The 17,044-nt window shown below is 63.2% G+C and carries 13 protein-coding genes; 5 read left to right on the top strand and 8 right to left on the bottom strand.

The window, feature by feature from the left end; all coding sequences use genetic code 11:
* Positions 1–8: 8 nt before the first annotated feature.
* Complete coding sequence (locus HKD27_RS04805; protein ID WP_194688690.1) at positions 9–1,088, bottom strand: glycosyltransferase family 4 protein; 1,080 nt, start codon at positions 1,086–1,088, stop codon at positions 9–11.
* A gap of 41 nt (positions 1,089–1,129) precedes the next feature.
* Here HKD27_RS04805 and HKD27_RS04810 point away from each other — a divergent pair, with 41 nt between their 5' ends.
* Positions 1,130–2,152, top strand: coding sequence for an NAD(P)/FAD-dependent oxidoreductase (locus tag HKD27_RS04810; RefSeq protein WP_062448490.1), 1,023 nt, complete (start codon positions 1,130–1,132; stop codon positions 2,150–2,152).
* A gap of 90 nt (positions 2,153–2,242) precedes the next feature.
* On the top strand, positions 2,243–3,499 hold the full coding sequence (locus HKD27_RS04815; protein WP_194688689.1) for a D-amino acid dehydrogenase: 1,257 nt from the start codon (positions 2,243–2,245) through the stop codon (positions 3,497–3,499).
* A 23-nt stretch (positions 3,500–3,522) separates the two neighbouring features.
* Here the strand turns inward: HKD27_RS04815 and HKD27_RS04820 are convergent, their stop codons facing one another.
* From HKD27_RS04820 to typA, 3 genes are all read right to left on the bottom strand, one after another.
* Positions 3,523–5,646 (bottom strand): hypothetical protein, encoded by a 2,124-nt coding sequence (locus HKD27_RS04820; protein ID WP_194688688.1) that lies wholly within the window; start codon positions 5,644–5,646, stop codon positions 3,523–3,525.
* Positions 5,647–5,792: 146 nt separating this feature from the next.
* On the bottom strand, positions 5,793–6,077 hold the full coding sequence (locus tag HKD27_RS04825) for a hypothetical protein (RefSeq protein WP_062497805.1): 285 nt from the start codon (positions 6,075–6,077) through the stop codon (positions 5,793–5,795).
* Positions 6,078–6,329: 252 nt separating this feature from the next.
* Positions 6,330–8,150: a translational GTPase TypA gene (typA, locus tag HKD27_RS04830; RefSeq protein WP_062497804.1), complete on the bottom strand. Its 1,821-nt coding sequence runs from the start codon at positions 8,148–8,150 to the stop codon at positions 6,330–6,332.
* A gap of 169 nt (positions 8,151–8,319) precedes the next feature.
* Between typA and queF the strand changes: the two genes are divergently transcribed.
* Positions 8,320–8,808 carry a preQ(1) synthase gene (queF, locus tag HKD27_RS04835; protein WP_194263871.1) on the top strand — a complete coding sequence of 163 codons (489 nt, stop codon included), beginning with the start codon at positions 8,320–8,322 and terminating at the stop codon, positions 8,806–8,808.
* Between the two features lie 8 nt (positions 8,809–8,816).
* Positions 8,817–9,629: an aminoglycoside N(3)-acetyltransferase gene (locus HKD27_RS04840; RefSeq protein WP_194688687.1), complete on the top strand. Its 813-nt coding sequence runs from the start codon at positions 8,817–8,819 to the stop codon at positions 9,627–9,629.
* On the opposite strand, the gene HKD27_RS04845 is transcribed toward HKD27_RS04840, so the two are convergent.
* From HKD27_RS04845 to HKD27_RS04860, 4 genes are all read right to left on the bottom strand, one after another.
* The gene (locus HKD27_RS04845) at positions 9,626–10,102 is read right to left on the bottom strand and encodes a flavin reductase family protein (RefSeq protein ID WP_062497803.1); all 477 of its coding nucleotides are present in this window, start codon (positions 10,100–10,102) and stop codon (positions 9,626–9,628) included. The two genes, HKD27_RS04840 and HKD27_RS04845, sit on opposite strands and share 4 nt — an antisense overlap.
* Before the next feature lie 76 nt (positions 10,103–10,178).
* Positions 10,179–11,444 (bottom strand): outer membrane beta-barrel protein, encoded by a 1,266-nt coding sequence (locus HKD27_RS04850; protein ID WP_194688686.1) that lies wholly within the window; start codon positions 11,442–11,444, stop codon positions 10,179–10,181.
* 81 nt (positions 11,445–11,525) lie between these two features.
* Entirely contained in the window at positions 11,526–12,365 is an 840-nt protein-coding gene (locus HKD27_RS04855; RefSeq protein ID WP_194688685.1) for an aldo/keto reductase, read from the bottom strand.
* Positions 12,366–12,444: 79 nt separating this feature from the next.
* The gene (locus HKD27_RS04860) at positions 12,445–16,077 is read right to left on the bottom strand and encodes a PAS domain-containing protein (RefSeq protein ID WP_194688684.1); all 3,633 of its coding nucleotides are present in this window, start codon (positions 16,075–16,077) and stop codon (positions 12,445–12,447) included.
* A 172-nt stretch (positions 16,078–16,249) separates the two neighbouring features.
* Between HKD27_RS04860 and HKD27_RS04865 the strand changes: the two genes are divergently transcribed.
* On the top strand, positions 16,250–17,044 hold the full coding sequence (locus HKD27_RS04865) for an SDR family NAD(P)-dependent oxidoreductase (protein WP_194688683.1): 795 nt from the start codon (positions 16,250–16,252) through the stop codon (positions 17,042–17,044).

The following is a 17,044-nucleotide window of genomic DNA, read 5'->3' on the forward strand; positions in this document are numbered from 1 at the left end:
GTGTCCGTTCAGCCGGATGTGTGCTGAAGAAGCGCTTTCCACCGCGCCATGACCGGGCCTTCCTGAAATTCCGCCGCCCGCTGACGGGCGTGGGCTGACATATTCTGGCGCTGTTCGGGCGCGCCCATCAGTTCCAACAGGGCAACGGCCAGAGCTTCGGGCTCTTCGGGCGGAACCAGCGATCCCGTCTCGCCATCGCGGACGATTTCCGCGGGGCCGGTCTCGCAGTCAAACGCCACGACCGGAACCCCGGCCGCCATGGCTTCGAGCAGCACCATCGGCAGCCCTTCGTAACGCGAGGACGCCACGAACAGAGCAGCCCGGGCATAATCGGCATCGATGCCCCCCGTTGCGGGCGCAATCATCACATGATGCAAACCCTGCGCCTGCTGAAGCAGAGCCTCGCGATCAGGTCCATCGCCACGGATCAGCAGCTCCCAGCCCGCGCTCCGCGGGTCCTGCTCCACGATCCGCCAGGCCCGGAGCAGCAGGTCATAGCCCTTCTGTTCGGTCAGGCGTCCCGCAGCCAGAACCAGACGGGACGCTTCGGGATAAGGCCTGTCCGTCACGGGCGGGGCCATGTTCGGAATGGCGGTCAGACGCGCCCGGACCGTCGTGCCCTCACGCCACAGAGCCGTATCCCGCTGCGTCAGGACAACGATATCATCAGCCCACCGTGCGGCAATCTGTCGGCCCCAGACGCGCTTGCGACGGTTCAGCGTCACGTTGAAATTGAAATGCTCCCACACGACACAGCGCACGCCCGCAAGCCGTGCCGCTGCCACGCCGTAAAGTGCATGGGTGGACTCCACGACCACCAAAGTGTCGATCTTCTCCCGCTTCAGCAGACGCGACAGCCGCCAGACGATGCGAAACCAGGAATTGAAGATCTTCACCGGCCGGTCGAACAGGCACGAGACGGCGATTTGGGGCGACAGCGGAAAGGCCGGCGCGCCCGCCCCGACGAGTTCCACCAGACGCACGTCACAGCCCTGACGGACCAGCCCGTTCATGACGGCACAGGCCGAGCGCTCGGTCCCGCCGAGCCCTTTGAGGTCCTGAATTACAAACGCATATCGTGCCTTCAATGCCCTACCCCAACCTCTTCAAACCGATTATGAAACAGGTCATGACGACTGCACCTCAAACCCTCAACACCGATGTCGCGATTGTCGGCGCCGGTCCGACCGCCCTCTTCGCCGCATTCGAATGTGGCATGCTCAAGCTGTCCTGCGTCCTGATCGACGCGCTCGACAGCGTAGGCGGACAATGTGCGGCGCTCTACCCGGAAAAACCGATCTACGACATCCCGGCCCATCCTGCCATCGAAGGCGGCGCGCTGATCGAGGCGCTCGAACAGCAGATCGCACCGTTCGACGTACCGCGCCTGCTGGGCTCGCGGGTTGAAACGCTGGAAGGCCAGCGCGGGGCGTTCACGCTGAAGACCGCACGCGGCGACGTCATCACCGCGAAAGCTGTCATCATCGCCGCCGGTGCCGGTGCATTCGGGCCGAACCGTCCGCCGCTCGACGGGCTTGAGGCTTATGAGCGCACGGGGGCTGTGCAGTATTACGTCAAAAAACGCGCTGATTTCGCAGGCAAGCGCGTCGTGGTCGCAGGCGGCGGCGATTCCGCGCTGGACTGGGCGCTGTCCCTCTCCGAAGTGGCCGCGCAGGTCTATCTGCTGCATCGCCGGGACCGCTTCCGCGGCGCCCCCGAGACGCTTTCGCGCATCGAACAGCAGATTGCAGCCGGAAAGATCGAGAAGGTCGTGCCCTATCAGCTCCATGCCCTGCACGGCACGGACGGCGTGCTCTCGACCGTAGAAGTCACGACGCTTGAAGGCACATCCCGCCACATCGAGGCCGATGCGCTTCTGCCGTTCTATGGGCTGTCCACCGATCTGGGGCCGATTGCGCTCTGGGGGCTGGACACGCATCGCAACACCGTCCCCGTCACCCCGGCCACGCTCGAGAGCAGCACGCCGGGCATTTTCGCGATCGGGGATGTGGCGACCTATCCGGGCAAGCTGAAGCTGATCCTTCAGGGCTTCTCCGAAGGCGCCATGGCGGCCCATGCCATCCATGCCATCGTCCATCCCGACACGGCTCTGCATTTCGAATATTCGACCAGCAAGGGCGTGCCGGGCTGACGGAGCAGAACGGACAGGTTTTTTCGCAGCGCTGAGCTGGCTTTCATGGCTTCAGGGCGGTTTCACGAACGACAACACAGCAGGACAGATATGAAAGTCATCGTTATGGGCGCCGGCGTCATCGGCGTGACAACGGCCTGGTATCTCGCTCAGGAAGGCCACGAAGTCGAAGTCATCGACCGCCAGCCGGGTGTGGGCCTGGAAACGTCCTTTGCCAATGCGGGTCAGGTCTCTCCGGGCTATTCGACCCCCTGGGCCATGCCGGGGCTGCCGTTCAAGGCCGCGAAGTGGATGTTCGAGAAGCACAGCCCGCTCGTGATCCGCCCGCGCTTTGATACGGCCATGTTCCGCTTCATGGGCGAGCTGCTCATGAACTGCACGGAAAAAGCCTATGACATCAACAAGGGCCGGATGCTGCGGATCGCGGAATATGCGCGTGACCGTCTGGACACGCTGCGTGCGGAGACCGGCATCACCTATGACGGTGCCCAGAAGGGCCTGATCCAGCTGTTCCGCACCGACAGCCAGATCGAATACGCCGCCGAAGACATGCGCCTGCTGGCCGAAAGCGGTGTCGAGCACAAGCTGCTGACCGTGGACGAGATCCTTGCCCGCGAGCCCGGCCTTGCCCATGCGCGGCACCTGCTCAAGGGCGGCCTGCTGCTACCGGGTGACCAGACGGGCGATGCGCATCTCTTCACGCGCCGTCTGGCCAAGATGGCCGAAGAGAAGGGCGTGAAGTTCCATCTCGGCGTCAATATCGAGGCTCTGGAAGCTGCCAGCGACGCCATCGTCAGCATCCGCACCAGCGCTGGCCGCATGACCGCCGACCGCTATGTTCTGGCGCTCGGCAGCTATTCACCGCGCTTCCTCAAGCCGCTGGAACTGCGTCTGCCGATCTATCCGGTCAAGGGCTACTCCCTGACCATGCCGATCACGGATGAAAACCGCGCCCCTGTCTCGACTGTCAATGACGAGACGTACAAAGTCGCCATCACGCGCCTTGGCGACCGCATCCGCATCGGCGGCACGGCCGAGCTGAACGGCTTCAACCTGCGCCTCAGCCCGGACCGTCGCGAGACGCTGGAGCTGTCCTTCAGCGAGATGTATGGCGGCGGCGACCTGTCGTCCGCGAAATACTGGACGGGCCTGCGCCCCTGCACGCCGGACGGCACGCCGATCGTCGGTCCTTCCCCGCGCTACGGCAATCTGTGGCTCAACACCGGCCATGGCACGCTGGGCTGGACGATGGCGGCAGGCTCCGGCCAGATCGTCGCGGACCAGATCTCCAGCCGCCAGACCGCCATTCCGTCCCTCGACCTGTCGCTCGACCGCTACGGCGTCTGAGACACGCTCCCGTCCGTTGGTTTTTACGGACGGGAGAAAAACGCCCGGACATCCTGCATCGAGACGGTTCCGTCCCGGCGCAGGAGTTCGTCTTTGCCGCCCACATGATGCGGCATGACCATCAGCGGCGTACCTTCATCCATGAACCTGATCCCCAGATCGCTCCAGCGCGGCGCCACGAACCGCCGGAAAGACTGGACGAGCGCGCACTGGTCAATGCACCAGTTCGTCGGATTGGCTGGGTCATAGGCGACCTGAAGATAATCATGCAGGAACGCCGCGATCTCCGGCAGCCTGTCAGCTTCCCCGAACCATGAAATCCCCGCGCCAAACCCCCAGGGCTCGCCAAAAGTCTGGCGTCCTTCATGGTTATAGGCATAAAGCCGGAAACCGTAATCAGCGGTATTCCTGAGATCATCAAACAGCGCCAGGAAGTCATCGGGGAAATAACCGTCACAATCCGCGGTGATGACCGGGCAGGCATAGCGCCGTACTACTTCGGGCAACATCAGATAGCGGATCGCCGTATAGGTCGCGGCATCGCGCCATGTAAGCTGTCCATGCGCCAGAGTGATATCGAGACCGAAATCCCTTTGCGCGAGGGCATCGACCAGTTCGCGCATGAACGCAAGCTGCTCCGGCGTCGGCGTATCAATCCCCAGACACAGCCGGATCCGGAATGCCGGGTCCAGGCGAGTAGCACAAACCCTGAGCAGCGACAGCAGGAGCTTGGGGAGAAAGCGGAAATACCCGGCATCGCATCCGAAAACGAGACAGAGCGCTGGCGGCTGAGCACCCGGGACATCGCCGGGAGCAACACTGGCCTCCCAGTGCCATTCCCCCATGCCCAGACGGTCAGGAACCGGCTGCTCCATACCCTCACGCGCGGCCCCACCCAGCCAGGACAGCACGCCACAGTTATAGTGGATCGGCATGAGCCCGGTCCGAATGGCCAAGGCTTTGGCCACCGCATACTGGCTGTCGGCCGCATCCGCATTGCCCGCGAGCCAAAACTGATGCCCGCTGCAAAGAGCATTCCAGTAACTGTCCCCGTTAAAACGCCGGTCCAGTTCCAGCAGGGCCTGGCGGGGTTTTTCCCCAAGACGCAGGGACGTCTCCTCGAAGCGATGTCCATAAGTCTGCCGAATGTCCCACCCGTCCCGTTCCGCAAGTGGCATAGGCGTCAGAACCCGTTCGAACAGCGCGTCAAAAGGCGTCAGACGGAGATGCCGCAGAAGATCCGGCACCAGGAACAGGGCGTTTTCACCCTGACGCAGCCGTGCATCGAGATCCTGCATCCGCTGCGGAATGTTGCCCTCCGGGAAGCGCTTCAGCAGGACCGCATGCAGCAGGTCAGCCGCCCGGACGTGATGACCGCAGCGCATTGCCAGAAGAGCCAAGAAATACAGCATGTCCGCGCCATCATCGGCCCGCCGCGCCAGTTCCAGCGCACGCTCGGCCAGCGCCAGCTCGCCACAATCCACACAGATCAGCGCCAGATATCGCAGACGGGACAGATCCTCGGGATACAGGGCAACTTTGAAGGCCTCCGACTGAAGGCTCGCAAACGAATCCCGGATACGGGCCCAGGGCGCCTGATCTCCGCGCCGCACAACGTTGCGGACGTCTTCCAGAAGAGCCACCACCTCAGGTGACGGACAGGGCTCCAGCCGAAGGGGAGACGCATTTTTGCCTGCCAGAAGAACGGACCCGTCTTCCTGCGCCTGCACATTGAGCGTTTCCAGAGCAACCGCCCAGTCCCCGACCCGGAGCTGGAAATCCTGTATCGCAGGGCGCAGAACCGAAAAGGGTTCAGCAGCAACATGCCAGGGACGCGATACCAGCCGCTGCAGTTCCGGCAGGCGCGCGACCGGCAGAGCGAGGAACTGCTCCCAACCCTGGATCTGCGATGCGGTGCCACATCCACGCTCCGGCGCCGCTGTCAGAAAGACATTCCCGGCACGCACCGCATACAGGAGACGCCCCCCGGATGGATCGATCGGCAGAAGCTCCATGAGACCGCCATTCCCGGTCAGCGGGACGGGATCCACCACCCCCGCGATCACATCGGGCAAAGACGCCAGAGACAGCGAGAACCCGCGCCGCGCGACAATCGACCCATGGAAGCTCAGAAGACAGGACGTCATGCCAGCAGCGTAGTGAGGGGCGAGAGCACATGCAAATGCCTGCAAAACCCGCCCCGAAATCTGACGGAGTCATAAAAAAACGGGGCCTGCCTGAGCAGACCCCGTTCCGTGTCCTGTGGCCCTGTGAAAGGCCGGAAAACATATCCTCAGTTGGACGGAGCAGCTTCGGTCGGAGCGGCATCCGTGGCAGCGGAGGTCTTCTTGTGGTGCTTGTGCTTGTGGTGGTGCTTCTTGCCGTGATGCTTCTTCGTGCCCGTCTCCGTGGCAGCATCGGACTCGGCGGCAGGTGCAGCTTCGGCAGCCGGAGCCGCGGGAGCTTCAGCGGCAGGCGCAGCGGGAGCAGCAGTCGTGGTGGGATCGGCGAACGCCGGAGCAGCCGTCAGGGCCAGGGCGGAAACGGCAGCGATCAGGGAGAGGTTGAAAAGACGCATCTGGAAACGGAGCTCCACAACAGAATAAAGACAAGCCAGCGTTCAGTTTCCCCGAAGTGGCCTTGGCTGCAACATTATCATTCCTGTCTGGCAGGGTCGCGCATTAACTTTATGAAATTTCAGTCCCGTATCCGTGCAATACACAAAGACGCCTCAATTCAGACAAACTCCATTATGCGCCCATGAAAAAAGGCGTGTTCCGGAACTCCGGGACACGCCTTTTCCTTCAAACCAGCCCTGAAAAAGGATGGATCAGCCTTCGCGGGACTTGGAAGCACGCTTGCGCTCGTGCGGATCCAGGTAACGCTTGCGGATCCGGATGGCAGACGGCGTGACTTCGACCAGCTCATCGTCCTCGATATAGGCGATAGCCTGCTCAAGACTCATGCGGCGCGGCGGCGTCAGAAGCAGGGCTTCGTCCTTGCCTGATGCACGCATGTTGGTCAGCTTCTTTTCACGAACCGCGTTGATGTCGAGGTCGTTCTCGCGGGAATGCTCACCCAGGATCATGCCTGTGTAGATCTTCTCACCGGCATCGACGAACATCGTACCACGATCCTGAAGGGCAAACAGCGCATACTGCGTTGTCTGACCATCTTCAGCCGAGATCAGCGAACCGTTGCGACGACCTTCGATCGGACCGACATACGGCAGATAACCGTGGAACAGACGGTTCATGAGGCCCGTGCCGCGCGTGTCGGTCAGGAACTCGCCGTGATAGCCGATCAGGCCGCGCGACGGTATCAGGAACGTCAGACGGACCTTTCCGCCACCGGACGGACGCATATCCTGCATGACGCCCTTACGCAGGGACATCTTCTCGACGACAACGCCCGAATACGGCTCGTCCACGTCCACCAGAACTTCTTCGAACGGCTCTTCACGCTCACCGGTCTCTTCGTTTTCACGGAAGAGAACGCGCGGACGACCGATCGTCAGCTCGAAACCTTCACGACGCATCTGCTCGATGAGAACACCAAGCTGAAGCTCGCCACGACCGGCGACTTCGAAGGCTTCGCTTTCCGGGCTTTCCGTGACCTTGATGGCCACGTTGCCTTCGGTTTCCTTGAAGAGACGGTCACGGATCTGGCGCGACGTCACCTTCTTGCCTTCACGACCGCCGAGCGGGCCATCGTTGATGCGGAAGGTCATGGACAGGGTCGGCGGATCGACCGGGCGCGACGGCAGCGGCACATCGATGGACGGATCAGCGATCGTGTCAGGAATCGTCGCGTCGGACAGACCGGCCACGGCCACGATGTCACCGGCTTCGGCTTCTTCCACAGGCACGCGATCGAGGCCACGGAACGACAGCAGCTTCGTCAGACGGCCGGTCTCAACGATCGTGCCGTCCGGACGCAGCACGCGCACCGGCATGTTCACCTTCGCGCGGCCCTGATCGATACGACCCGTCAGGATGCGGCCCAGGAAGTTGTCGCTCTCAAGAATGGTGGCAACCATTCCAAACGGTGCGTCCTTGTCCACGTTCGGCGTCGGCACATGGCGCAGCACCAGGTCGAACAGCGGAGCCAGATCCTTCTTCGGTCCGTCAAGCTCCAGATCGGCCCAACCCTGACGGCCCGAAGCATAAAGCATCGGGAAGTCGAGCTGATGCTCGTCGGCGCCGAGAGACGCGAACAGGTCGAAGATCTCTTCGTGCACTTCGTCCGGACGGGCATCGGAACGGTCGATCTTGTTGACGACAACGATCGGACGGATGCCACGGGCCAGCGCCTTGCCAAGCACGAACTTGGTCTGCGGCAGCGCGCCTTCAGCGGCATCGACGAGGATGATCGCGCCATCCACCATGCTCAGGATACGCTCGACCTCACCACCGAAATCGGCGTGGCCCGGGGTATCGATGATGTTGATGCGGGTTTCTTTCCACACAACGGACGTGCACTTGGCGAGAATGGTAATGCCACGCTCGCGCTCGAGGTCGTTGCTGTCCATGGCGCGGTCGGCAACATGCTGGTTGTCACGGAAAGAACCGGACTGTTTGAGAAGCGCGTCAACCAGCGTGGTTTTGCCATGATCGACGTGCGCGATGATGGCGATATTACGGAGTTCCATTTGGTCTTCCAGACGGGAGGCATCGAAGAGAGGATTTGCGCCGTCTTCTGCACCGAATCCCGCCAATATGCAAACTCTGTCACTGTCTTTTCGTCCTGAAGATGCCTTGAGCCTCCGGGAAAGCTGGGCCACATCACACAAAACACTGCCCCTTTGAGGAATTCCGATCATGTCCGACCATCACCCGACCGGCCCGTCCGCACCCGGTACCGACGCTCTCAGCCAGCTCGGCCGAGCCACCACCACACCGCAGAGTCCCGAGGAAGCCATCCTCGAGCGCGTCCCTTCCCCGCATCAGGGGCGGCAGTATGTCGTGCGCTTCACGGCACCGGAGTTCACGTCGCTCTGCCCGGTCACGGGACAGCCGGATTTCGCGCATATCGTCATCGACTACATCCCCGGCGAATGGATCGTGGAGAGCAAGTCCCTCAAGCTCTTCCTGACCAGCTTCCGCAATCATGGTGCCTTCCATGAAGACTGCTCCATCGCCATTGCCGAACGTCTGGTCGCCCTGCTCGACCCGCAATGGCTGCGCATCGGCGCCTACTGGTATCCGCGCGGCGGCATTCCGATCGACGTATTCTGGCAGACGGGTGAACCGCCGAAGGGCGTGTGGATTCCCGCGCAGGACGTTCCCGGCTATCGCGGCCGCGGCTGAACCAGCCCATGACCGAAGCCGCCGCCATCGCCCGCTCCAGCGGACCCGTCACGCAGGCCCGACTTGTGGTGGACTTCCAGCGTCTCGGGATCACGCCCGGCATGACGCTGCTGGTCCATGCGTCGCTGAGCCGGATCGGATGGGTCTGCGGCGGGGCGCCTGCCGTGATCAGGAGCCTGCTCCAGGCGGTCGGGCCGGAAGGCACGATCGTCATGCCCGCGCAGTCTTCCGAACTGAGCGATCCGTCAGGCTGGTGCGATCCGCCGGTACCGGAAAGCTGGTGGGAGACGATCCGTGCGACCATGCCGCCATATGACCCGCAGCTCACCCCCACGCGCGGCATGGGGCAGATTGCCGAAACCTTCAGGACATGGACCGGCGTGCAGCGCAGTACGCATCCACAGGTCTCGTTCAGTGCTCTGGGACCACAGGCAGCGGATATTCTGGCGCGTCAGCCAATGGAAGATCCGTTCGGCGCCCAGTCCCCCCTCGCCTCCCTGTCGGACAGGGAGGCGCAGGTCCTGATGATCGGAACGGGATGGGAAACCTGTACGGCGCTGCATCTGGCCGAACGTCTGGCCCAGCCGGAGGGGCCGACCTTTCAGGATGGAACCTGCATCACTGTGGATGGAGAGCGCCGGTGGATCCGGCTCTGCCTGCCCGTGACGGACACGGAGCGTTTCCAGCCTTTCGGCGCCACTCTGGATGGCAATGCCTTGCTCCGGCACGGCCATGTCGGCGCGGCACCTTCACGCCTCTTTCCCCTTGCTCCGGCCATCCAAATGGCCACGGACCGATGGACGGGAAGCGAAGCAGCTTAAAGGCTGATGCCGAGCTGCCCCTGGAAATACAGCAGGGGCGAGCGGTTCTCATCGAGCTCCAGCGCAACGGGACGCGCCATGAACAGGGCATGGGTGCCGCCCTGGAACGTCTCGACCAGTTCGCAGTGCATCTTGACCAGTGAGTCGCGCACGAAGGCCGTGCCATCCGCCGCGCGCTCGATCACGTCCGACCCGAACTTGTCGGCCGTGCGGCTGGCGAACAGCATCGCCACGTCCTTGTGGTCGTTGCCCAGAATGCTGAGGCCGAACACCCCGGCTTCCGCAATCGCACGATAGGTCGCGCTGGCCCGGTTAAGACAGATCAGCAGCAGGAGCGGATCGAGGGACACGGACGTCAGGGCGCTGATGGTCGCGCCCTGCTCGCCTTCGCTGCCTTTGGCCGTCACCACAGCCACACCCGTGGCGAAATGGGACATGGCTTTGCGGAAATCGGTTTCGTTCGGAGTCGTCATGACAATCTCCTTGCCATAATCCGACGCCAAGCGCACCTCCCCCTGCCGAAACGAACTATGGCAGGGATTGCGCTCCTCAGAACCCCAGCGTCATGTCCGCCCCGAACAGGATCCGCCCCATGTGGTGCTGGTCATCGAACGGGCGCGTGCCATTGAGCGAACGGTCAAAGCGCAGTTCCGGCCGGAACTGGAGCAGCTTGACGTGATGCCCCACATCCGGCCGCCAGACCGTGTTGAGCGTCAGCGCGCCATAAGTCGTGGCGGGCGCGGTTTCCGAACGCGTCGGATTGCCGAGCATGGCCTGCGCATAGCCCTCGTTCTCGGCAAAGCTGGCGACAAAACTGCCCGTATTGTCCCGATACAGCTCTGCCCGAGCGTTGACGGTCAAATTCGGGTGAATGTGCCACCCGCCCCACACGACCGCGCTCCACGTATCCGCACGCAGTCCTTCGTCGTGAAGCTGGTTCAGTTCCGCCGTGACGCTCCATTTTTTCGAGAACGTCCAGGTCCCGTTCAGATCGTTCCAGTACCGCATGGCGCCATTTGCGCGCGGCCCAAGCGACCGCACGGCATTTTCCGGCCCGACCCGCAGCAGATAGGTGAAGGACAGATGCCCGTCCGCCAGATTGTTGCCCGTCACACCGATATAGCCCGCAGGACGACCATTGTTGTCGCCACGCCCGAAAGAGGTCTGGTTGCCGGTATCCGCCCCGAGCTGGAGATCGAAATGATCGTCCAGATGGAGCTGGAACATGCCGCCCACATGCTCGAACGGCGTGGAATATTCCGTCGTATAGGCCAGCGTATAGAAAGCGCGGGTCGAGGGATCGAGCGCCTCCACACCCATGGGGGATGTGAGGATACCGATCTGCCCGTCCACCCCTTTGGCCGTGAACCAGGGCATGTGGATCGCGACATTGGCAAAGACCGGCATGGCCTGATAGCGGCCATTGATCCAGCGGTCTGAAACACCGGCAATCGTGTAGCTGCGGGCGTCGGAGCCATAGAGCATCCGCAGATTCATCCCCAGACCATATCCGCCGCCGATCGGATCGACCGGTTTGGTGAGCGTGAATGTGAGCTGGTTCAGCGTTGCCTGATCGGCATAAGGGGAGAGGAGCTGGCCAAAATTGAGGTTGCTGGCGGGATGGCTGGAACTGCCCATCACGCCGCCTTCGATCTGGGCGCCAAAAGAGACGTCGGAAAACCACTGGTCCGTCCAGGCTTTGCCCTGCCCGGTTGCGGTCTGCTCCCCCACGGTCTGGGCGCCGGCAGCGGAGACTCCGAGCCCCGCAAGAACCGCCAGTATCGCCCCAAAACCCCGACTGAAACGCTGCCTCATGCCATCCACCTTCCGGTTGCATGAGGCAGCCCATAGCACAGGCCTGATTTTTTACTTAATGTTGCTAAAGGGGAATATTCCTCAGAATTTGGCCGTATTCGGATCAGCGCCCATCCGGCCATCCTTGCGATCCATCTGTTCGATGGCCTGCATGTCATCCGCATCCAGCACGAAGCCGAACACATCCAGATTTTCAGCCAGACGCTTCGGATTGACCGATTTCGGAATGACGATCAGCCCGTTCTGAAGATGCCAGCGGATCACGACCTGCGCCGGAGTCCGGCTGTGCTTTTCAGCGATCTTCCCGATCCGCTCGTCACTCAGGACGCGCCCCTTGCCCAGCGGGCGCCAGGACTCGGTGCGGATGTTGTGCTTCTCATGGAATTCCCGCAGGGCGCGCTGCTGGAAATCGGGATGCAGCTCGATCTGGTTGACGACCGGCACGACACCCGTGGCATCCATGATCCGCTCCAGGTGCTCCGGCTCAAAGTTGGAAACGCCGATGGACTTCACGCGACCGGATTTCTTCAGCTCGACCAGTGCCTTCCAGGTCTCGACATACTGGCCCTGAGCCGGCATCGGCCAGTGGATCAGATACAGGTCCAGTACCGGGCGACGTAGCAGGCGGGCACTTTCGTCATAAGCCCGCAGGGTACTGTCATAGCCCTGCTCGTCATTCCAGAGCTTGGTCGTGAGGAAGATGTCCGGATGATCTTCCAGACCTTTGCCGACACCTTCCTCGTTCTTGTACAGACGCGCCGTATCGACAGACCGGTAACCGAGCTTCACGGCTTCCTTCACGACCTCGGCCGTCTCATCCGGCGGCGTTTCCCACACACCCAGCCCGATCTGGGGCATGGTGTGACCGTCATGAAAGGAAATCACGGTCTGAGTCTCGGCGGATGGAACCTGTGCCGACATGTCTGTCTCCCTGCAAAGATGAAAAAATCCACGGGCACAAAGCCTGCTGACTGACCAACGCCCATCGTAAAGGCCGGGTTCAGTCCCGGCTCAGCAGAACGGCCAGTTTCCGGCTGAATGCCGCAACCGTGAACGGTTTGACCAGCAGCGCGCAACCCGGCGCCAGAGCCTGATCGCCCAGAATGCTCTGCTCGGCATAGCCCGTGATGAACAGCACCTTCAGCCCCGGCCAGCGTCCGAGCATCTGCTCGCCCAGTTCCCGGCCGTTCATGCCACCCGGCATACCGATATCGCTGATGAGAACCGCCGGCGCACCTTTCTCCGCAGCCAGCGCCTCCGCTGACGGCCCATCAGCCGCGGTCAGCACGATCCCGCCCAGATCCGTCACCATGTCCGACACGATCATCCGCACGGCCTCTTCGTCATCCACGACGAGGACCCGCTGCCCTTCCAGAAGGCGCGGCTGGGAGGCGACAGGCAAAGGCGGCGGTTCGGGACGGATGGTTTTCTGCCCCTGATAGCGCGGCAGCCAGAGCGACACGGCTGTCCCCTGCCCCGGCGCGGAGTGGATCTCCACCTGCCCCCCTGACTGCTGGGTAAAGCCGTAGATCATGCTCAGCCCCAGCCCCGTTCCCTCCCCTAGCGGCTTTGTCGTGAAGAACGGGTCAAAGGCGCGCTGCACGATCTCGGGCGCCATGCCGCAGCCTTCATCCTGCACCGTCAGGACCACATAATCGCCCGCCCGGATGGACATGTCTGAGGCAACATCAGCCGTCAGAACCCTGTTGGCGCTCTCAAGCCGCAGCATCGTCCCGCGGTCATGCATGGCGTCGCGGGCATTGATGCACAGGTTCAGGATCGCGTTCTCAAGCTGGTTGGCATCCACGCGCGTCAGCCACAGGCCCGGTTGCAGATCGAAAACGAGTTCTATGCCCGGCCCGACCGTCCCCCGCAGCAGACTTTCCAGCCCGCGAACGAGCGCATTCATGTCCGTGGGCGTGGGATCGAGGGTCTGACGCCGCGAGAAGGCCAGAAGACGATGGGTCAGCGACGCAGCCCGGCGGACCGCATCCTGCGAAGCCGCGATGTAACGCCCCAGCCCGTCTGTCCGCCCCTGCGCCAGGCGCAGCCCGATCAGTTCCAGCCCGCCCCCGATCCCGGCGAGCAGATTGTTGAAATCATGCGCCAGACCACCCGTGAGCTGCCCGACAGCCTCCATTTTCTGCGCCTGACGAAGCTGTTCTTCCAGTTCGTTGCGCTCGGTCAGGTCACGCCCGACCGCATAGATCGCATCGCCCTCGTCATTGCAGCTCCAGTTATAGGTCCGCCAGGTGCCGTCCGACCGCCGCATCCGGACATCCAGCCCCGCCGTCGGCCAGGGCGTCCCCGTCAGGAGACGCTCGAACGTATCCAGCACCATGCGCCTGTCATCGGGATGGCACAGCGCATCCAGCCGCAGCCCTGCGAGTTCCTCGGCCCTGTAACCCTGCGTCTCTTCCCAGCTCGGGCTGACCGCAACGTAATAACCGCGCCGGTCGATGATGATGAACAGATCGCGGGCAATGTTCCACAACCGGTCGCGCTCGCGGGTCCGTTGCAGGATGCGCTCTTCGAGCATGACGTTGAGGTCGCGGATCTGCTGCTGCGTGCGGGCCTGCCGCATGGAGGCATGGGTGCGGTCCGCCACGGCGCGGGTGAAGACGATTTCCTCGTCCGTCCAGGTATGGGGCGCATCGTGGCAGACGAACATCAGCCCCACGAAACGCCCGAACTTGAAGATCGGAACGCAGAGGATCGCCACGATGCCCTCGGCGTCATAGCGGGCGTCATAACCTGCCGTCAGGGCGTCGGTATGGACATCGGCGATGGCCACGGGCTCGCCCCGTCCCAGGATCGGCCTGAACGCGCCGTAATCCGCGAACATCCGCACGCCCACCAGCGGACGCGTGATCTCAGGCGTGCCGCCAACGGTCATGCCGGTCCAGTCATCATTGACGACGCCATAGCCCGCACCACTCGCGTCCAGTTCACGGCAGATGATGCGGGCAGCGACCTCTTCCATCATGCCGGTATCATCCAGCGCGCGAAGCTGGTCTCCCAGCTCGACCAGCGCAGCCTGCCGCAGCGCCTGCCGCTTGCTCCGGTCGATATCGAAGACGATGCCGGGGAAGCGGACCACGCGCCCTTCGTCCCCCAGATCGCAGCGTCCGTTGCCCTCGAACCAGCGCTGTCCCTCCGGTGTATCCACCCGGAACTCGAACCGGCATTTCCCGCCTCGCCGCGTCGCCGCCGTGACGGCCTGCACCACGGCGAACCGGTCCCGCGGGTCCACCGAATCATAAATAACATTCGGCATGACGCCTTCGCGCAGACGGGCCGGGTCCAGCCCGAGTGTCTGCGCCAGCCGGACATCCCCCGTCATCCGGGACGCGCTGTCATCCCACATCCATGTCCCGGCGATCGCACCTGCATCAAGGGCAAGCTGGAGCCGCTCAGCGGACTGGTTGGCCTCCGTCAGGTCACGCCCGATCGCCAGCAGACGCCGCACATCGCCGTCCTCGCCAAAAACCGGCGTCACGGCCACGTCCCAGAAGCGGCGCTGCCCGCGCATGGTCATGGCATAACCCTGAAACCGCGCTGTCTCGCCGGCCAGAGCGGTCTGCACCGCCAGGGCGGCCCGGCGGCGTGGCTGCCCCCGCCACAGATCGACCCAGGGCAGGCCGTGCATGATGATCGGGCTGTCCATTTCCATGGACTTGATGCCGCCTTCATTGACGAAGCGGATGCAACCTTCGCAGTCGAGAATATGGATGCAGTCCGGCAGACTGGACAGCAGCAGCCGCGTGAATGCCTCGCTGGACCGCAGGGCTTCCGCCGTCATGGAGGCGGACGACACATCCATCGCGAGTCCGACACTGCGGCGGCTGTCGGGCCGGCTTTCATCCTCCCGCCACCCGCGCAGCAGAACATGCCGCAGCCTGGAACTGCGGGGGGAGCGTGACTGCGCCTGTCCGGAACCGGGCATGGACGGGGATGAGACCAGAATCCGGAACCGCAGCTCGTAGCAGCCCTCGTCCCGCAGTTCGTCCTCAAGACTGCCGTCATAGACCAGCCGGTCATCGGGATGCAGGAACACCAGCAGTTCGTCGATCGGCACACCCACGGCCAGCCGCTCGGGCGGCAGTCCCCAGAGGCTTGCGAAACGCGCATCCCCCGTCACCACGCGGGTTGCAAAATCGCAGCGGTAGAACGCGACATCCGCCGTGTCCGCCATCCGCTGCATCCGCAACTGCATGCGTTCCACAAGCGCATGCTCCCCCGATTGCGGAGCCGCGGCGCGCTCACGGAGCAGATCGTCCACCTGCAGGGCACACAGGGCCAGGACATGCTCGAGCGCCGGCGCATTGCGCCGCACGCACAGCCAGACCTCGACCGCACCGGAGCGCACCGGCAGGAGCCGCACGGTGCAGGCATCAAGGGACTGACCATCCATGAGGCAGGCCGCGCCTTCCGCGGCGATCGCACCTCCCTCACCGCCAAGAATACGCACGCCATCGGCGTCGCGCAGCAGAAGCGCAGCCTCTCCCCCGCCTTCAGCGGCGGCCAGGGCCAGAAGATGGACACACAGGATGGACGCACGGCCGACAGCAGACGCCGGAGGCAGCATCAGCGCTCCGGAGGCCTCTTCAGTGCCCTCCACAAGATCCATCATTCCTCCCTCTCAGCGCCGGTATCCTGACACATCCTGTTTCGGAAGTGTGTCACAGCAATAGCAGATCCCGTATGTCTCGCATCCTGTCACGAAACCTCTACAAAAGAATGTGCCACTTTCCCGCATCCCTGACGTTCCTGTCGGGACGCGATCACATTTTCAGGAGTCTGCCATGCTGAACCTCGATCTGAGCGGCCGCACCGCCCTCGTCACCGGCTCGACCGGCGGGATCGGTCTTGCTATCGCCCGGAAGCTGGGCGAGGCGGGCGCCACCGTCATCATCAACGGCCGCAAGCAGGAAGGCGTCGATGGCGCCCTTGAGAAGCTGGCCAAGGCCGTCCCGGGCGGCGCCTTCCGCAGTGTCGTCGCCGATGTCGGAACCGCCGAAGGCTGCAAGGCGCTCTTTGAGGCCGAAAGCAGTGTGGATGTCCTCGTCAACAATGCCGGCATTTTCGCACCGAACGATTTCTTCCAGACGACGGATGAAAGCTGGCAGCATCTGTTCGAGGTCAACCTGTTCTCCGGCGTGCGCCTGTCCCGCGCCTATATGCCAGGCATGAAGGAGCGCAACTGGGGCCGCGTGCTGTTCATCGCATCGGAATCGGCACTGAACATCCCGGTCGAAATGGTCGATTACGGCGTCAGCAAGACCGCCATGCTGGGTCTGGCCCGCGGTCTGGCCAAGCTGATGGCGGGCACGAATGTGACGGTGAATTCGGTCCTGCCCGGCCCCACCCTGTCCGAAGGTGTCGAGGACATGCTCAAGGCCCAGAACCCCGACAGCACCCGCCCGGTCGCGGAACTGGCGGCGGAATTCGTGCAGAAACATCGCCCGAGCAACATCCTGCGCCGCATGGCCACGGTCGATGAAGTGGCCAATCTTGTCGTCTATGCCGCCTCGCCTCTGGCGTCCGCCACAACGGGTGCGGCCCTGCGCGTCGATGGCGGCACCGTCGATACCATCTGA

Source organism: Gluconobacter sp. R75690 (assembly GCF_015244525.1).
GTDB classification, from domain to species: domain Bacteria; phylum Pseudomonadota; class Alphaproteobacteria; order Acetobacterales; family Acetobacteraceae; genus Gluconobacter; species Gluconobacter potus.

What these genes read in the sequence shown, in the direction of transcription:
- HKD27_RS04810 (WP_062448490.1), top strand. Translation starts at nt 1,130, where the DNA reads ATGACGACTGCACCTCAAACCCTCAACACCGATGTCGCGATTGTCGGC.
- HKD27_RS04815 (WP_194688689.1), top strand. Translation starts at nt 2,243, where the DNA reads ATGAAAGTCATCGTTATGGGCGCCGGCGTCATCGGCGTGACAACGGCC.
- HKD27_RS04820 (WP_194688688.1), bottom strand. Translation starts at nt 5,646, where the DNA reads ATGACGTCCTGTCTTCTGAGCTTCCATGGGTCGATTGTCGCGCGGCGC.
- HKD27_RS04825 (WP_062497805.1), bottom strand. Translation starts at nt 6,077, where the DNA reads ATGCGTCTTTTCAACCTCTCCCTGATCGCTGCCGTTTCCGCCCTGGCC.
- typA (WP_062497804.1), bottom strand. Translation starts at nt 8,150, where the DNA reads ATGGAACTCCGTAATATCGCCATCATCGCGCACGTCGATCATGGCAAA.
- queF (WP_194263871.1), top strand. Translation starts at nt 8,320, where the DNA reads ATGTCCGACCATCACCCGACCGGCCCGTCCGCACCCGGTACCGACGCT.
- HKD27_RS04840 (WP_194688687.1), top strand. Translation starts at nt 8,817, where the DNA reads ATGACCGAAGCCGCCGCCATCGCCCGCTCCAGCGGACCCGTCACGCAG.
- HKD27_RS04845 (WP_062497803.1), bottom strand. Translation starts at nt 10,102, where the DNA reads ATGACGACTCCGAACGAAACCGATTTCCGCAAAGCCATGTCCCATTTC.
- HKD27_RS04850 (WP_194688686.1), bottom strand. Translation starts at nt 11,444, where the DNA reads ATGAGGCAGCGTTTCAGTCGGGGTTTTGGGGCGATACTGGCGGTTCTT.
- HKD27_RS04855 (WP_194688685.1), bottom strand. Translation starts at nt 12,365, where the DNA reads ATGTCGGCACAGGTTCCATCCGCCGAGACTCAGACCGTGATTTCCTTT.
- HKD27_RS04860 (WP_194688684.1), bottom strand. Translation starts at nt 16,077, where the DNA reads ATGATGGATCTTGTGGAGGGCACTGAAGAGGCCTCCGGAGCGCTGATG.
- HKD27_RS04865 (WP_194688683.1), top strand. Translation starts at nt 16,250, where the DNA reads ATGCTGAACCTCGATCTGAGCGGCCGCACCGCCCTCGTCACCGGCTCG.